Genomic DNA, 15,496 nt, shown 5'->3' on the forward strand with positions numbered 1-15,496 from the left:
TTGAGGCTTTCGCAGGACATCAGGCTGGCATTTCCATGACGGTTTCCATTCCGGCAACAAGACGCGTTTCATTGTTGCCCATCACGGCGGTCATCGTCGCAGCGATCGCCGCCATGCCTGTTCTGGCAGTCTTCTGGCTGGCGCTGACCGGCAGCACGGAAGGATGGCAACACCTTCTAGCCAATGTTCTGCCGCGCGCCGGGTTGCGCACCTTCCTGCTGCTGGCGATGACGGCCGCAACGACGGCATTCTTCGGCATTGTCTGCGCCTGGCTCGTCACCACATTCGAATTCCCTTTGCGGCGGGTATTGTCGGCGGCACTTGTCCTGCCGCTCGCCATTCCCTCGTATCTGGCAGCCTATGCTTTCGGCGAGTTCCTCGATTTCACCGGCCCGGTACAAAGCGCCCTTCGCGCCGCCTTCGGCTATCACAGCATCCGCGACTACTGGTTTCCGGACGTACGCTCGCTTGGCGGCGCCGTGGTGGTTCTGAGTTCGGTGCTTTACCCTTATGTCTATCTCTCGGCCCGCGCCGCCTTTTCCATGCAGGGACGGTTTGCGGCCGAAGCTGCGCGCACGCTTGGTGCGAAACCGCTTGGTGTATTCTTTTCCGTTCAATTGCCGATGGCGCGGCCGGCGATCGCCATCGGTCTTTCGCTGGTCCTGATGGAAACGCTGAACGATATTGGCGCTGTCGAATATCTCGGTGTCCAGACGCTGACTTTCACGATTTACGAGACCTGGCTCAATCGCGGCAATCTTGCCAATGCGACACAGATCGCCGCCGTCATTCTGCTCATCGTTGGTGCGTTGATCTTCATCGAACGCAATGCCCGCGAAAAACAGCGCTTTGCCGCTCCAAAAGCCACGACCATGGCGCAACGCCACCGGTTGAAAAGCCTTCGCGGCTGGCGGCGCTGGTCTGCGAGCCTCTTCTGCATCGTTCCCGTGGCGAGTGGTTTCCTCATTCCCGTCATCGTTCTTGGCGGTTACGCCGCGAAAAGGCTGGATGCGCTGTTTGCGCCGAAACTGCTGAAAGCACTCGGTCACAGTCTTGAGGTCTCGCTTTCCGCCGCCTTCGTCACTCTGATTGCGGCTTTCGTATTTTCCTATGCCATCCGCACCGAGCGCTCGCGCACGTCAAAGGTGGCCGCGCGACTTGGCTCCATGGGATATGGCGTGCCGGGAACGGTGCTCGCCATCGGCGTGCTCATTCCCCTGGCCGGTCTCGACAATCACGTCGACGGGTTTGTCCGCTCCCACTTTGGATTTTCGAGCGGCCTGCTGCTGTCAGGCACTGCCTTCGCCATCATCTACGCCCATTCCGTGCGCTTCATGACCATGGCGGAGGGAACGCTTGATGCCGGGTTCCAGAAGCTCTCGCCGCATATCGACATGGCCTCGCGAACGCTTGGGCGCAACCGGTTGCAGACACTGTTCAAGGTGCTGCTGCCGAATATGCGGCCTGCGGCGCTGACAGCCTTTCTTCTGGTACTGATCGAATCCATGAAGGAGCTGCCGGCGACGATCCTGCTGCGGCCCTTCGGCTTCAACACGCTTGCCACGCTGGTCTATGAAGACGCGTCCCGCTCAAGGGTGCAGGATGCCGCCGTGCCGGCGATCATCATCATCATTGCCGGGCTTATCCCCGTGCTTCTCGTGTCGAAATCGATGGATCATCCGGAAAACCGCTGAAGGCAACCCGCATGGCGGCAAAAAGAAAGGCGGCCTCTCGGCCGCCTGTATTAGTTGTGCTTTTTTAACGAGAGAAAGGGGGACAACCTCGCCATATGGAAATTATCAATCCCGGCTATCTAAAGTTTGACAGCCCTGCGTTGGGATTTACTTTCCGCCAACTCCTATTAACAAGCGGTTAAAACCAAAATCGATCAATTACCGACGATAATTCCTATTTTGAGACCGTAAAAGTCAAAAACTAAATTACAGGTTTCTAATTTTATCGACGCCTCAACAGTAACGCGTAGAAATCGGAGAGGAATATTCGATCAGTTGCGCGTGGCTGCGTGTTCGTCCTTCATCCGCTGGAGTTCCGTGCGTTTGGAGGCGATGGAAGCGACAATCACGCCGATTGTGACAAGCCCGATAAGGATCGTGCAGATGGCGTTGATCTCAGGTGTGACACCAAGACGAACCTGCGAATAAATCTTGATCGGCAGCGTCGTCGCACCTGGACCGGTGGCGAAACTTGCGATCACGAGATCATCGAGCGACAGCGTAAACGCCAGCATCCAGCCGGCGATGACGGCCGGGAAGATCAGCGGCAGGGTAATTTTGAAGAAGGTCTTGACCGGCGGGCAACCGAGATCGAGCGCTGCTTCCTCAAGGCTGCGATCAAAGGTCAACAGACGCGACTGCACGACGATTGCCACATAACACATGGTGAAGGTGGTGTGGGCGATGACCACCGTCCAGAAGCCGCGATCCACCCCGACGGCCACGAACAGCAAAAGCAGCGACAGACCGGTAATGACCTCCGGCATGACGAGCGGCGCATAGATCATGCCCGAAAACAGCACGCGTCCCGGAAAGCGCGCAAAGCGCGTCAGAGACAGCGCCGCCAGCGTTCCGAGGATGGTGCCGATGGTGGCACTCAAAATACCGACACGAAGCGTCACCCAGGCTGCATCCATCAGTCCCTGGTTCGACCACATGGACTTGTACCATTGCAGCGAAAATCCGCCCCAGACGGTGACCAGCTTCGAGGCATTGAAGGAGTAGACGATCAGGATGATGATCGGGATGTAGAGAAAGGCAAAACCGAGGGTCAGGACGGTGATGTCGAATTTTCCGCGTTTCATGGCCTCACCCGACTTTCTTCTGCTGGTTCTGGAAGATGGCGATGGGCACCACCAGCAACAGTAGAAGCAGCACCGCAACGGCGGATGCCAGGGGCCAGTCGCGGTTGCCGAAGAATTCAGTCCAGAGCGTCTTGCCGATCATCAGCGTCTGCGCACCGCCAAGCAGATCGGGAATGACGAATTCGCCGGTTATCGGGATGAAACAGATCATCGACCCGGCCACCACGCCCGGCAGAGACAGCGGGAAGGTAATCTTCCAGAAGGCTTTCCAGGGCGGGCAACCCAGATCGGCCGCCGCTTCCAGAAGCGTATTGTCGAATTTTTCCAGCGCCGAATAAAGCGGCAGCACCATGAACGGCAGATAGGAATAAACGATGCCGATGAAGATCGCCGTCTCGGTGCGGAAGATATTGACCTGCTGGTCCGGCCCCAGAAAACCGAGCCATTGGAACAGCACCGTCAGCAGACCTTCGGGCTTCAGAATACCGATCCAGGCGTAAACGCGGATCAGGAACGAGGTCCAGAACGGCAGGATGACCAGCATCACCAGCGTCGGGCGGATGGATGACGGCGAACGCGCCATGGCAAGAGCCATGGGATAACCGATCAGCAACAGCAGGAAGGTGGAGATGAATGCGATGCGCAGCGACGAGAGATAGGCGTCGATGTAGAGCGGGTCTTCCGTCAGAAACAGGTAGTTTTCGAAATCCAGCTGCGAGAAGAACGCGCCAAGCTTCGAAAACCCTTCGAAGACTGGCGTATAGGGCGGCATGGATATCGCCGTATCCGAAAGCGATATTTTGAAAATGATAAAAAAGGGCGCTGCGAAAAACAGCATCAGCCAGAAATAGGGAACCGCGACGACCAGCCATCGCCAGGGACTTTGCCGGTTTTCAGGAGTGGTGATCGCCATAAAAGCCTCCCTCAGTGCGTTAGCACAAGACCGGAATCCTGTTTCCAGTTCAACCACACCATATCGCCAAAGGTGATCGGGCGATCCACGAGACGCGAGACATTCGCCTGCGCTGCACGGATGACACGACCATCGGCAAGCTTGACGATGAACACCGAGAAGTCACCGAGATAGCCGATATCCCAGACTTCGCCATAAGCGGAATTGACGGCACTGTCGGTGGGTTGATCGAGCGAGATGCGGACCTTTTCCGGGCGGATGGCGAAAGAAACCCGGCTTCCGGTGACAGCGGCGCATTCCTGCTCCACCGCAACTGTCAGCCCGTCGCAATCGAGTGTCACCAGTCCCGGCTTGCCGATATCGGACGCGTTAGTGACGACATTGGCGTCGAAAATATTGATGTCGCCGATGAAATCCGCCACGTAACGGCTGTTCGGCGCCTCGTAGATCTCGGCAGGTGTTGCCACCTGCACCACAATGCCCTTGTCCATGACCGCGATCCGGTCCGACACCGTCATTGCCTCTTCCTGGTCATGGGTGACGATCAGGAAGGTGAGGCCGAGATTGGTCTGGATGTCCATCAGCTCGAATTGGGTTTCCTCGCGCAGCTTCTTGTCGAGCGCACCGAGCGGTTCATCCAGCAAAAGCACCTTCGGCCGCTTGGCAAGCGAGCGGGCAAGCGCCACGCGCTGCCGCTGGCCGCCCGAAAGCTGGCTCGGCTTGCGCTTGGCAAACTCGCTGAGCTTGACGAGCCGCAGCATTTCCTCGACCCGCGAGGATATTTCTGCCTTGGGCAGACCGTCCTGCTCCAGACCGAAGGCAATGTTCTTCTCCACCGACATATGCGGGAAAAGGGCGTAGGACTGAAACATCATATTGGTCGGGCGCTTGTAGGGCGGCACGCCGGAAATATCCTTGCCCTGGAGGAGAATACGCCCATTGGTCGGTTCCTCGAAACCGGCCAGCATGCGCATCAGCGTGGTCTTGCCGCAGCCGGAAGGACCGAGCAGCGAAAAGAACTCCCGTTCGTAAATATCGAGCGTCAGATTATCGACGGCGACGAAATCGCCAAACCGCTTGGTGACGTTTTCAAAACGGATGAAGGGAACCGCATCGGGATTGTCCCAAGGGCTAAATTTGCGTTTGACCGGCCCCAGAGTTTTCGCCATTCACCCTACCCTCAAATCCCGTTGATTTTGTAGATTTGAGCATCGGATTTCCCGAAAACCGCGTCACACTTTTCGGTCCGATGCCATGAGGCGGGCAGCGCCGGCAGGTTGCGTGACCTGCCGGCAAGGTATTAGAGAAACAGGCCCGCCGGCCGTTTCTCAACCAGCGCGCGGAGCTATCAGCTACCGGTCTTTATCTGCGTCCAGACACGGTTCAAGACGCGCTGTTCCTTCGGTCCGTAGGGTGAGATGGTGAAGAGCTTCTTCATCGTCTCGGCATTGGGGTAGACCGCCGGGTTCTTGGCAACCGACGGATCCATCAGTGCCTGCGAGGCAAGGTTGCCGTTCGCATACTGAACATAGTTGGACGCCTTGGCGATGACTTCCGGGCGCATCAGGTAGTTTATGAAGGTGTGAGCTTCCTCGACATTCTTGGCATCCGCCGGGATGGCAAGGTTGTCGAACCACATATAGGTGCCTTCCTTCGGGATGACGTAGTTCACCTCGACGCCGTTCTTGGCTTCTTCGGCACGCTTTTTCGCCTGAAGAATGTCACCCGACCAGCCGATCGTGATGCAGCTGTCGCCATTTGCCAGCTCGTCGATATAGGCGGAGGAGTTGAAGGTCTTCACGAAGGGACGGATCTTCGAATAGACGGCACCGCCCGCTTCCAGATCGGCCGTTTCCTTGCTGTCCGGGTTCTTGCCGAGGTAATTCATCGCGATGGCGAAGGTCTCGTCCGATGCATCGAGAATATTGATGCCACAGGATTTCAGCTTTTCGGCATTTTCCGGCTTGAAGAGAATATCCCAGCTGTCGACCGGAACATCACCGAGAGCTGCCTTCACCTTGGCGACGTTATAGCCGATGCCTGTTGTGCCCCACATGTAGTTCACGGCATACTCGTTGCCGGGGTCGTATTTCGCCAGACGCTCGGAGACATCCGGCCACATGTTCTTCAGATTCGGCAACTTGGACTTGTCGAGTTTCTGGAAAACACCGGCATTGATCTGGCGGGCGAGGAAGGGGCCTGTCGGCACCACCACGTCGTAGCCGGAGCTGCCGGCCAGAAGCTTCGTTTCCACGAGTTCGTTGCTGTCGAATACATCGTAAACGACCTTTATGCCGGTTTCCTTGGTGAAATCGGTGAGGATCGATTCGTCGATATAATCCGACCAGTTAAAGACGTGAACGACCTTCTCCTGGGCCATTGCCGAGCCTGCAGCAACGAGCGCCGTCGTGAGAGCCAAAGTGAAACGGAGCGAACGGTTTTTCATGATTTCTCCTGTTAACGCATCCTCGTGACGGAAGCGTGATCCCCTTTTTTAGTGAGACTAGAAAGGAAAACAAAAGGGAGCAAGGGGGAAATGTGCAGCACAGCATTTTCAACCGAATGTGTTCCACCGGAAAAAAAGTAATGCGAAACCTCTACTGGAAGTCGAAAACACTAAGACCGGTCACCATTTCGTCCAGGCCGAGCGGCCTCGTCAGCGGGGCCTCCGCCCGCGACAGACAGCCCTGCCTTTCACACAGCCGGCACGAGGGACCAATGGCAATGGTCGGCCCACCTGCGCCGGCAGCCCCGTAGACCGTCTCCCCGGCCTGGGCGAGATCGCAGCCCAGAAGCACTGCCGTTCGCCGCACCCTTTCGCCGAAACCGGCCTGCGGGCCTTCAAGTGTGCGCGACACAGTCAGGAAGGCGTCACCGTCAGGCATCTCCACCGGCTCCACCAGCACCTGCCCCGGCTGGGCAAAAGCTGCGTGGATATTAAGACGCGGACAGAGGCCACCAAACCGTGCCCTCGGGAAACCACCGGCGCCCGCAAGACGGAAACGGTTACCGGCATTGTCAGTCTCCATCAAAAAGAACGGGATTGCCGCAGCCGTCGGCCGTTGCAGGCTGACGAGCCTGTTGGCGGCCTGCTCGAACGACACATTGAAGCGCGACCGCAGGACATCGAGATCGTATTTCGCGCGCTGGGAGGCACTCAAAAACGCACCATAGGGCATCATCAGGGCGTGGGCGGCATAACGCGCCAGCTCGAAGCGGGCGATGCGCCGCGCCTCCTCCCCCTTCAGGCCAAGCGTCTCCAGCTCCGCGCCAATCTCGTCGCGAAGCGCCAGAAGACAGGTTTCCATCGCCATTTCCCTGAGCTGATCCGGCTGCGACAGGCGCTCGGACAAAAACAGCCGCATGGAATGGCGGTCATAACGCCGCCGCAGATTGGGCATGGCATGGACCGGCAGAGTTCTGACCACGATACCGTGGTTTTTCTGAAGCCATGCGCGAAGGCCCGCGGCGAGATCTTCGCCCGCCGACAATTGCCTGTGCAGTTCTTCTGCCGCCACATCGATGAAATGGTCATAGGCCGGCCGGTTTTCAAAGACGTGCCGCACCTCGTCGATCGGCAGTCGGGTGGAGGAAAGCGCCGTCTCATGCCCTTCGCGCGCCAGAAGATCCGAGAGGTCGGAAAGGCGCTGCGCCTGTTCCCGATACGCCCTGTACAGCTTGACGACGCCACTTGCCGCATTGGGCGCGGCATCTGCCACCTCGATCAGCTCCTGCGGCGACGGCACCTCGCCCACCAAGAGCGGATCGGCGAAGACCTCGCGCAATTGCCCGGCGGAACCGGCACTCTCGCCTTGCAGGTCGTCCAGATCCACCTTGTAGACTGAAGCGAGCTTCAAGAGCAGCTGCACGGTCAGCGGCCGCTGATTGCGCTCGATGAGATTGAGGTAGGAAGGCGAGATTGCCAGCGCCTCGGCCATGGCCGTTTGCGTCAGGGCCAGACCATTGCGAATACGACGTACGCGCGGGCCAGCAAAAATCTTGTTTTCCGACACAGCCTCAACCTCACATCGAAAGACTCATACAAGTCTGTTACAAAATCGCCGGGCATGAGGCTTTTACAAAATTTACAATTTTACAGCTCCACCCTGTCATGCACACTACAGCATAACCTCTTTCAAGTCACTGTTTTTATGTTTGTTCTGGCGCGCAAACTCATGAAAATGTAAATGTAGTCACATCGAACGGCGCTTCACACAGTTGAAGATAGCACGTTTCTGAAACTGTATTTGTCATGGGAGAGAGAAGTATGACGGATTTTTACAACCTTGTTCCGGGCGCACCGCAGGGACGCTTCGACGGCATCGAGCGCACTTATACCGCCGCCGACGTGGAGCGGCTGCGCGGCTCCGTTGAAATCCGCCATTCGCTCGCCGAGATGGGTGCCAACCGGCTGTGGAAGCTGATCAACGAAGAGAATTTCATCAATGCGCTCGGCGCGCTTTCCGGCAACCAGGCCATGCAGATGGTTCGCGCCGGGCTGAAGGCGATCTATCTTTCCGGCTGGCAGGTTGCGGCAGATGCCAACACGGCCTCCGCCATGTATCCGGACCAATCGCTCTACCCCGCCAATGCGGCGCCAGAGCTTGCAAAGCGCATCAACCGCACCTTGCAACGGGCAGACCAGATCGAGACTGCAGAGGGCAAGGGCCTTTCGGTCGACACGTGGTTCGCGCCTATCGTTGCCGATGCGGAAGCCGGGTTCGGGGGACCGCTCAACGCCTTCGAGATCATGAAGGCATTCATCGAGGCCGGTGCAGCCGGTGTTCACTACGAAGACCAGCTGGCATCTGAAAAGAAGTGCGGCCATCTCGGCGGCAAGGTTCTGATCCCCACGGCGGCGCATATTCGCAACCTGACGGCGGCACGACTTGCAGCCGACGTCATGGGCGTGCCGACGCTGGTCATCGCCCGCACCGATGCGGAGGCAGCCAAGCTTTTGACCTCTGATATTGACGAGCGCGACCAGCCCTTCGTTGATTACGATGCCGGCCGCACCGTCGAGGGCTTCTATCAGGTGAAGAACGGTCTTGAACCCTGCATCGCCCGTGCGGTGGCCTATGCGCCCTATTGCGATCTGATCTGGTGCGAGACCTCCAAGCCAGATCTCGAGCAGGCGCGCAGGTTTGCCGAGGGCGTGCACAAGGTGCACCCCGGCAAGAAGCTGGCTTACAATTGCTCGCCGTCGTTCAACTGGAAAAAGCACCTCGACGACGCGACGATTGCCAAGTTCCAGCGCGAGCTCGGGGCGATGGGCTACAAGTTCCAGTTCATCACGCTGGCCGGCTTCCACCAGCTGAATTACGGCATGTTCGAACTGGCGCGCGGCTACAAGGAGCGGCAGATGGCGGCCTATTCCGAGCTTCAGGAAGCGGAATTCGCGGCCGAGGTTAACGGCTACACCGCCACCAAACACCAGCGCGAAGTCGGCACCGGCTACTTCGACGCCGTGTCGCTGGCAATCTCGGGCGGCACGTCTTCGACCACCGCCATGAAGGAATCCACCGAGCACGACCAGTTCCGCCCGGCGGCGGAATAAACTGGAAAACTGCCCTTCCCTTGAACGGGAAGGGCTTGCAAATCGCATCAAGAACCCCAACCAATAAAGAGAGGAGAAATACCATGAATGCCCATAACCCCATCAAGACCCACGTCAAGGAACGCGCCGAGGAGCAGTCCTCCGCCATGACGCAGGATCAACAGGTCGCCATCCGCATGCTGGCCAACGATCTGCACCGCCTGAATCAGGCCGTCATGAAGGCAGTTGAGGCCGGTGTTTCCGTTGAACTCGTCCGCTCAGCCCGCCATCACGGCGGGGGCGGCAACTGGGGCGATCTTCTGATCCCGGTCATCGTTGCGCAGGGAAGTGCTGCTGCGTGACACCGCTCATGCCGGACGGCTTTTTCGTCCGGCGTACAAATCGGAATGTCGCTTGATGAGACGCATCATCCGGTCCGCCACCGTCCGTATATCGCGGCGGTGGCGATCGTCATTGTTCATGACGATCCACTGATTGTGACGAAGCGCTTCGATTTCGTCACCCTCACGCATCAGCCGCGCATCGGCATCGCCCACGAAACACGGCAGCACGGCAACCCCTGCTCCCGCCAGTGCCAGATCGAGCAGTGCCGTCGGCCTGTTGACGGTCACCACGATATTGTCCCGCCGGTTTTCATGCGGCCAGCGCAGGTAGGCGGAAATGGCGTTTTCTTCCGCCACCGCCAACCACCGGTCGGCAACAGAAGCGGCGGCGTTGCGCAGCCTGTAGGGCGCATAGGCCACCTCCCCCGTCTTTATGGCAGCGAGGTTGCGTTCCTCGGGCTCGAAAGCGCGAATGCCGATGTCGTTTTCACGGTGCGCCAAAGACGCCCTCTGTTCGGCGATGAAAAGATCGATGCGGAAATCATCGCGATCCGTGCAGATGGCGGAGAAATTTACTGCAAGCAGCCAGGCATTCCAGGTGCCGACGGCAATGCGCACGACGGAAGAGGCCGACGACGCCTTTTGCCATCCCTCGATATCCTTTGCCGCGTTTTCCATCGCCTGAAGGCGGTCAAACAGCGCGCGGCCATTCGGTGTCAGCGCGTATCCCGTCTGGCTGCGCTGGAACAGCGCCTTGCCAATGCGCTCCTCCAATTCGATCATGCGTCGCCCGATAGTCGCAGGGCTCAAACCCGTCAGCGCCGCAGCACCCGTAAGGCCGCCGCTGCGTGACACATCGAGGAAAAGTTGGTATGAATCCCAAGTGACGTTTTTCATTTATGAAAAACGTAGCGCATTTTCTTGCGCAGATAAATCAAAAAACGGCGTGCATCATGGCCCTCCGCAACATGGAGAGTGACATGCACGTATTTTATTCAGCATTGGCCATCATCGAAAACCAGACGCCGCGCACGCGGCGGGAAGCCATCCGGCAAGAAGAGAAATTCTATGCCGATATGGCCGAGGCATCCTGGCCGTGGCGGCTTTTTACCGCGATTGCTGCAAGGGCGAAAGCGAAGAGCCTGACCTTAGTAAAAAAGGGCGACCAGGGCAGCCACGGCACCAGCTGCGATTGCAGTCAGGCGAAAGGCCAACTGCCTGCTCTCGCTTTCGGCGCGGGCGATAGCAATGGCGCGAGGGCGGCGATGTGCGGATCTGTTCATGCGCGGGCTCCTGACGAAAAACTCAACCGACCCATGCCCTGTTAAGAGCCTCCAGCATGACATCATGTACAGCGGAACCCCAACGAGATTCGGCTTTGCTGGCATTCTGTCAGGATGACTCCGTGCCTGTTAACAAGGTGTTAATACGAGCGGTTTCAGGCGAATTCACCTGCTGCCTGACCGGAGGCCCAGGCCCACTGAAAATTATAACCGCCCAGCCAGCCGGTCACGTCAACACATTCGCCGATGAAATAGAGGCCGGCCACGGTTTTCGCTGCCATGCTGCGGGAATCGAGGCCGGTCGTATCCACGCCGCCAAGCGTGACTTCCGCCGTGCGATATCCCTCGGAACCGGCTGGCTTGATCTGCCAGTCCTGCACCTCATTTGCCAGGGTCGCCAGAGCCTTGTCTGACATATCGGCAAGGTTGCCGGTCAGCCCCGATTTTTCGACGACATGCTGCGCCAGCCGTTTCGGCAGGATTTCCGCAAGAGCGGTCTGGGCCGACTGGCGGCCGTTCTTCTGTTTCGCTTCCTTTAGCAAGGCGACGATATCGCGCGCAGGCTCCAGTTTCAGGCGGATCGTATCGCCCTCCCGCCAATAGGAGGAGATTTGCAGGATTGAGGGGCCGCTTAGGCCTCGATGGGTAAACAGAAGTGCTTCGTTGAAAGCCGTTTTGCCATGGGAAATTTCGGCTGGCACGGCAACACCGGCAAGGGGGCTCAGTCTTTCCAGTGCCGCAGGATCAAGCGTCAGTGGCACGAGGCCGGGGCGCGTCTCGATGAGCGACAGGCCGAATTGCTCGCCGATCTGGTAGGCAAAACCCGTCGCACCCATTTTCGGGATCGACTTGCCGCCCGTTGCGACCACAAGGCTTTCCGCCTCGATCACGCCGCCGGAGGTCGTCAAGCGAAACCGGCCGCCATCATGGGCGACATCAGAAACAGCGGTTTCGAGCCTCAATTTCACCTTTGCAGCCTGCATTTCGCCAAGCAGCATGCGGATGATGTCCTTGGCGCTATCGTCGCAAAACAGCTGCCCAAGCGTCTTTTCATGCCAGGCGATACGATGTTTTTCGACCAGAGCGATGAAATCGCGCGGCGTGTAACGGGCAAGTGCGGATTTGGCGAAATGCGGGTTGGCGGAGAGATAATTCTTCGGCCCGGCGTGGATGTTGGTGAAATTGCAGCGGCCGCCGCCGGAGATGCGGATTTTCTCGCCCGGCGCCTTGGCATGGTCGAGGATGATGACGGAGCGGCCGCGCTGGCCGGCACGGATGGCGCACATCATGCCGGCAGCCCCCGCCCCCAAAATCAGCACGTCACATTTGTCTGCCATAGTTGCTTTCCGTTTGCTTCTCCCTTTCCTCTTTTCGAAGTGTCGCCCGTTGTCAATGGCGCTTTCCCCCTCGCCAATTGCCAAACTCCGGTTATGATGGCGCCAGTCGAAACACAGACCCGGTGATACATGCCCCCGAAGAAAACCATGCTCCGCCCGAAGAAACAGGCAACCATGGCAAAGAAACCTCCCCTCGACCTTTCCTCTACCCGTGGCGTTTCCTCCTGGCGCGAAGCTTCGCAATGGTTGAGGGCGCGCGGTATCGAGGATATTGAATGCATAACACCCGATCTTGCCGGGGTTGCGCGTGGCAAGATGATGCCGACGGCGAAATTTACGGGCGACACCTCGCTTGCCCTGCCCTCCGCGCTCTATCGCCACACGATCTCGGGCGAATACCCGGATGAGACGGCAAACTTCCGTTATGAGCCGCGCGACAGCGACCTGAAGCTTGTGCCTGATCTTTCCACGCTGTCCGTGGTGCCATGGGAAAGCGACCCGACCGCGCAGGTGATCTGCGATGTCGTGGATGCCGAGGGTAATTTCGTTCCCTATACGCCGCGCAACGTGCTGAAAAACGTGCTTTCGCTTTACACGGAAAAAGGCTGGAAGCCGGTCGTCGCGCCGGAAATCGAATTCTACCTGGTCGCCATGAATGACGACCCTGACTATCCGCTGCATCCGCCGAAGGGCCGCTCAGGACGGTCCATCGTCGGTGGGCAGAGCTATTCCATCGCCGGCATCAACGAGTTCGACGAACTGATCGACGATATCTATCACTTCTCCGAAAAACAGGGCCTCGAGATCGATACCCTGATCCACGAGGAAGGCCCGGCCCAGCTGGAAATCAACCTGCGCCATGGCGATCCGATCGAACTTGCCGACCAGGTGTTCCTGTTCAAGCGCACGATCCGTGAAGCAGCATTGAAGCATGGCATCTACGCCACCTTTATGGCCAAGCCCATGCAGGGTCAGCCGGGTTCGGCCATGCATATCCATCAGTCGGTGGTGGAGATCGATAGCGGTCGCAATATCTTCTCCAACAAGGACGGCGGCCCATCCAAGGAGTTCTTCGCCTTCGTCGGCGGCATGCAGCGTTATGTTCCGAACGCGCTGGTGATGCTTGCTCCTTACGTGAATTCCTATCGCCGCCTGACACCTGACATGGCTTGCCCGGTCAACAATGCCTGGGGTTACGACAACCGCACGACGGCTTTCCGCGTGCCGATTTCCAGCCCGCAGGCAAGGCGTGTCGAAAACCGCCTGCCGAGTTCGGATGCCAATCCCTATCTCGCGCTTGCCGCTTCGCTTGCCTGCGGCTGGCTCGGCATCGTCAACAATATCGAGCCGACCGAACCGACCGCCGATACGGCCAATGAAGGCTCCATCGACCTGCCGCGCGGGCTGCTTGAAGCCGTGGCGTTGCTGGAAGGCGAAGAACAGTTCGAGCGGGTGTTCGGCCATGAATTCGTCGGCCTTTATGCGGGCCTGAAGCGCGGGGAATTCGAGACATTCATGCAGGTCATCAGCCCATGGGAGCGGGAATTCCTGCTTCTCAACGTGTGAGGTCTGAAGCATGACGTGGCAAAGCCCGATAGCGCCGGGGATTTCCTGGTATCAGGCAAGCGCCCAGGAGCGGCCGCAATATCCGGCGCTCGACGGGTCGAAAGCAGTGGACGTCGCGGTCGTCGGCGGCGGCTATACCGGGCTTCAGGCCGCCTTTAATCTTGCCGCCAACGGTGTCTCCGTCGCCTTGATCGAGGCGCATCGTTTCGGCGACGGCGCGTCCGGCCGCAACGGCGGGCAATTCGGCACCGGGCAGCGCTCGTTTCCCGACGAGATGGAAGACGAGATCGGCTTCGAGCAGTCGAAGGTACTGTTCGATATCGCCGAGGATGCCAAGCACTACGTCCTCAACTTCGCCCGCGATCACGGCATCGACATGGAGTATCTGCCGGGGCAGCTCTATGTGGCGCACAAGGCTGCTTACGAAGACGATTACCGCAAAAGCGTCGATGCGATGAACAATCGCTACGGCTATCCGCATATTTCCTACATGGAGCGGGCGGACGCACGCAGACGTGTCGGCTCCAGCCATTATTTCGGCGGCACACGCGATACCGGCACCGGCCATATCCATCCGCTGAAGCTGCTGGTCGGGCTTGCGAAAGCCGCAAAAGAGGCGGGCGCCGGCATCCATGAAATGACGCCCGCCAAATCCATACGCCAGGCGGGCGGCAAGACCATCATCGAAACGCCCTCCGGCACGCTGACCGCAACGCGGGTGCTGATTGCGACCAATGCCTATATCGGCAATCTGGAACCGGTGACGGCGGCCCATATCATGCCCATCCGCTCCTTCATCGGCGCGACCGCGCCGCTTGACGCTTATCCCGACATTATTCCCGGCAAGGAAGCCGTGGCCGATTCCCGTTTCGTGGTGCGCTATTTCCGCAAGACGGTCGACAACCGGCTGCTGTTCGGCGGGCGCGAGGCCTATACGGCCGATACGCCACGCGACATTTCCAGCCATATTCGCCGGCAGATCGCGGAAATCTATCCCGAACTCGGAAATGTCGAGATCACCCATTCCTGGGGCGGCTCCGTCGGCATCACCCTGCCAAGGCGGGTGTTCGTGCGGGAAGTAATGCCAGGGGTCACCTCCATCGGCGGTTATTCCGGACACGGGGTGATGCTGTCGAACTATTGCGGCAAGCTCTATGCCGATCTCGTTCTCGGCAGACAGGATATGCTGGCGCCATTCGCGCGGTTGAAGGTTCCTTCGTTCCCCGGCGGCGCATCGCTGCGGGCACCGCTGCTTTTTCTGGCGCTCTCATGGTACGCGTTGCGAGACAGGTTTTAGGAAATCCGCCCACCTCTGGAGATCTGATGGAAAGACCTAGCGACAGGCTTGTAACGATTGCGACCGGTTACGGGATGGCGGAAACCGCCGTGACGTGTTCGTTTCTGCGCGCCTATGGCATCCACACCACCGTGCCCTCGGCCCATATCGTTTCCGTGAACTGGCATTTGACGGTCGCTTTCGGAGGCATGGAAATCCGGGTGCCGGAGTGGCAGCGGCATGAGGCAAGACTGCTGCTGGACAGTATAGATGCCTCGCACAAGGTCGATGAGCCATCACCGCGATCATGGATGGGGAAAATCGCAGCAATCGTCGTTTTTTTCTTTTTTTCCGTTCCGCCGCCGGCCAAAGGCTTGTTCAAGAACCCTGCTTTCTAGCCGGCATCACTCAATGACAATCGGT

14 protein-coding genes are annotated in these 15,496 nt (G+C 58.7%); 7 read left to right on the forward strand and 7 right to left on the reverse strand.

Going from position 1 to position 15,496, the window contains the following annotated elements:
- Nucleotides 1-35: 35 nt before the first annotated feature.
- Nucleotides 36-1,694 carry an iron ABC transporter permease gene (locus F617_RS0102035; RefSeq protein ID WP_034501762.1) on the forward strand — a complete coding sequence of 553 codons (1,659 nt, stop codon included), beginning with the start codon at nucleotides 36-38 and terminating at the stop codon, nucleotides 1,692-1,694.
- A 311-nt stretch (nucleotides 1,695-2,005) separates the two neighbouring features.
- Here the strand turns inward: F617_RS0102035 and F617_RS0102040 are convergent, their stop codons facing one another.
- The 5 genes from F617_RS0102040 to F617_RS0102060 form a co-directional block, all read right to left on the reverse strand.
- Nucleotides 2,006-2,818, reverse strand: a complete 813-nt coding sequence (locus F617_RS0102040; protein WP_019564283.1) for an ABC transporter permease — start codon at nucleotides 2,816-2,818, stop codon at nucleotides 2,006-2,008.
- 4 nt (nucleotides 2,819-2,822) lie between these two features.
- A complete protein-coding gene (locus F617_RS0102045; protein WP_003515156.1) occupies nucleotides 2,823-3,731 on the reverse strand; it encodes an ABC transporter permease subunit in 909 nt (302 codons plus the stop codon).
- Nucleotides 3,732-3,742: 11 nt separating this feature from the next.
- Entirely contained in the window at nucleotides 3,743-4,900 is a 1,158-nt protein-coding gene (locus F617_RS0102050; RefSeq protein ID WP_019564284.1) for an ABC transporter ATP-binding protein, read from the reverse strand.
- A 179-nt stretch (nucleotides 4,901-5,079) separates the two neighbouring features.
- Nucleotides 5,080-6,177, reverse strand: coding sequence for a polyamine ABC transporter substrate-binding protein (locus F617_RS0102055; RefSeq protein ID WP_003515154.1), 1,098 nt, complete (start codon nucleotides 6,175-6,177; stop codon nucleotides 5,080-5,082).
- 151 nt (nucleotides 6,178-6,328) lie between these two features.
- Complete coding sequence (locus tag F617_RS0102060) at nucleotides 6,329-7,744, reverse strand: short-chain fatty acyl-CoA regulator family protein (RefSeq protein ID WP_019564285.1); 1,416 nt, start codon at nucleotides 7,742-7,744, stop codon at nucleotides 6,329-6,331.
- Between the two features lie 254 nt (nucleotides 7,745-7,998).
- Here F617_RS0102060 and aceA point away from each other — a divergent pair, with 254 nt between their 5' ends.
- Both aceA and F617_RS0102070 read left to right on the forward strand, forming a co-directional pair.
- Nucleotides 7,999-9,288: an isocitrate lyase gene (gene aceA / locus F617_RS0102065; RefSeq protein WP_019564286.1), complete on the forward strand. Its 1,290-nt coding sequence runs from the start codon at nucleotides 7,999-8,001 to the stop codon at nucleotides 9,286-9,288.
- 83 nt (nucleotides 9,289-9,371) lie between these two features.
- On the forward strand, nucleotides 9,372-9,629 hold the full coding sequence (locus tag F617_RS0102070; RefSeq protein WP_003515151.1) for a hypothetical protein: 258 nt from the start codon (nucleotides 9,372-9,374) through the stop codon (nucleotides 9,627-9,629).
- A 6-nt stretch (nucleotides 9,630-9,635) separates the two neighbouring features.
- Here F617_RS0102070 and F617_RS0102075 read toward each other — a convergent pair whose 3' ends face one another.
- A complete protein-coding gene (locus F617_RS0102075) occupies nucleotides 9,636-10,508 on the reverse strand; it encodes a LysR family transcriptional regulator (RefSeq protein ID WP_019564287.1) in 873 nt (290 codons plus the stop codon).
- Nucleotides 10,509-10,591: 83 nt separating this feature from the next.
- Here F617_RS0102075 and F617_RS0102080 point away from each other — a divergent pair, with 83 nt between their 5' ends.
- Nucleotides 10,592-10,939: a hypothetical protein gene (locus F617_RS0102080; RefSeq protein ID WP_026330631.1), complete on the forward strand. Its 348-nt coding sequence runs from the start codon at nucleotides 10,592-10,594 to the stop codon at nucleotides 10,937-10,939.
- Nucleotides 10,940-11,049: 110 nt separating this feature from the next.
- On the opposite strand, the gene F617_RS0102085 is transcribed toward F617_RS0102080, so the two are convergent.
- Nucleotides 11,050-12,231, reverse strand: a complete 1,182-nt coding sequence (locus F617_RS0102085) for an NAD(P)/FAD-dependent oxidoreductase (protein WP_019564289.1) — start codon at nucleotides 12,229-12,231, stop codon at nucleotides 11,050-11,052.
- A gap of 129 nt (nucleotides 12,232-12,360) precedes the next feature.
- On the opposite strand from F617_RS0102085, the gene F617_RS0102090 reads away from it, so the two are divergent.
- From F617_RS0102090 to F617_RS0102100, 3 genes are read left to right on the forward strand one after another with little or no spacing between them, the layout of a single operon-like run.
- Complete coding sequence (locus F617_RS0102090) at nucleotides 12,361-13,797, forward strand: glutamine synthetase family protein (protein ID WP_013635499.1); 1,437 nt, start codon at nucleotides 12,361-12,363, stop codon at nucleotides 13,795-13,797.
- Nucleotides 13,798-13,807: 10 nt separating this feature from the next.
- The gene (locus F617_RS0102095) at nucleotides 13,808-15,094 is read left to right on the forward strand and encodes an FAD-binding oxidoreductase (RefSeq protein WP_003515145.1); all 1,287 of its coding nucleotides are present in this window, start codon (nucleotides 13,808-13,810) and stop codon (nucleotides 15,092-15,094) included.
- Nucleotides 15,095-15,120: 26 nt separating this feature from the next.
- The gene (locus F617_RS0102100) at nucleotides 15,121-15,471 is read left to right on the forward strand and encodes a hypothetical protein (protein ID WP_013635497.1); all 351 of its coding nucleotides are present in this window, start codon (nucleotides 15,121-15,123) and stop codon (nucleotides 15,469-15,471) included.
- Nucleotides 15,472-15,496: the final 25 nt, after the last annotated feature.

This window comes from Agrobacterium sp. 10MFCol1.1, assembly GCF_000381165.1.
GTDB lineage: Bacteria > Pseudomonadota > Alphaproteobacteria > Rhizobiales > Rhizobiaceae > Agrobacterium > Agrobacterium tumefaciens.

Bases quoted from the DNA above. Each gene is read 5' to 3' on its own strand.
- F617_RS0102035 (WP_034501762.1), top strand. From the start codon at position 36: ATGACGGTTTCCATTCCGGCAACAAGACGCGTTTCATTGTTGCCCATC.
- F617_RS0102040 (WP_019564283.1), bottom strand. From the start codon at position 2,818: ATGAAACGCGGAAAATTCGACATCACCGTCCTGACCCTCGGTTTTGCC.
- F617_RS0102045 (WP_003515156.1), bottom strand. From the start codon at position 3,731: ATGGCGATCACCACTCCTGAAAACCGGCAAAGTCCCTGGCGATGGCTG.
- F617_RS0102050 (WP_019564284.1), bottom strand. From the start codon at position 4,900: ATGGCGAAAACTCTGGGGCCGGTCAAACGCAAATTTAGCCCTTGGGAC.
- F617_RS0102055 (WP_003515154.1), bottom strand. From the start codon at position 6,177: ATGAAAAACCGTTCGCTCCGTTTCACTTTGGCTCTCACGACGGCGCTC.
- aceA (WP_019564286.1), top strand. From the start codon at position 7,999: ATGACGGATTTTTACAACCTTGTTCCGGGCGCACCGCAGGGACGCTTC.
- F617_RS0102070 (WP_003515151.1), top strand. From the start codon at position 9,372: ATGAATGCCCATAACCCCATCAAGACCCACGTCAAGGAACGCGCCGAG.
- F617_RS0102075 (WP_019564287.1), bottom strand. From the start codon at position 10,508: ATGAAAAACGTCACTTGGGATTCATACCAACTTTTCCTCGATGTGTCA.
- F617_RS0102080 (WP_026330631.1), top strand. From the start codon at position 10,592: ATGCACGTATTTTATTCAGCATTGGCCATCATCGAAAACCAGACGCCG.
- F617_RS0102085 (WP_019564289.1), bottom strand. From the start codon at position 12,231: ATGGCAGACAAATGTGACGTGCTGATTTTGGGGGCGGGGGCTGCCGGC.
- F617_RS0102090 (WP_013635499.1), top strand. From the start codon at position 12,361: ATGCCCCCGAAGAAAACCATGCTCCGCCCGAAGAAACAGGCAACCATG.
- F617_RS0102095 (WP_003515145.1), top strand. From the start codon at position 13,808: ATGACGTGGCAAAGCCCGATAGCGCCGGGGATTTCCTGGTATCAGGCA.
- F617_RS0102100 (WP_013635497.1), top strand. From the start codon at position 15,121: ATGGAAAGACCTAGCGACAGGCTTGTAACGATTGCGACCGGTTACGGG.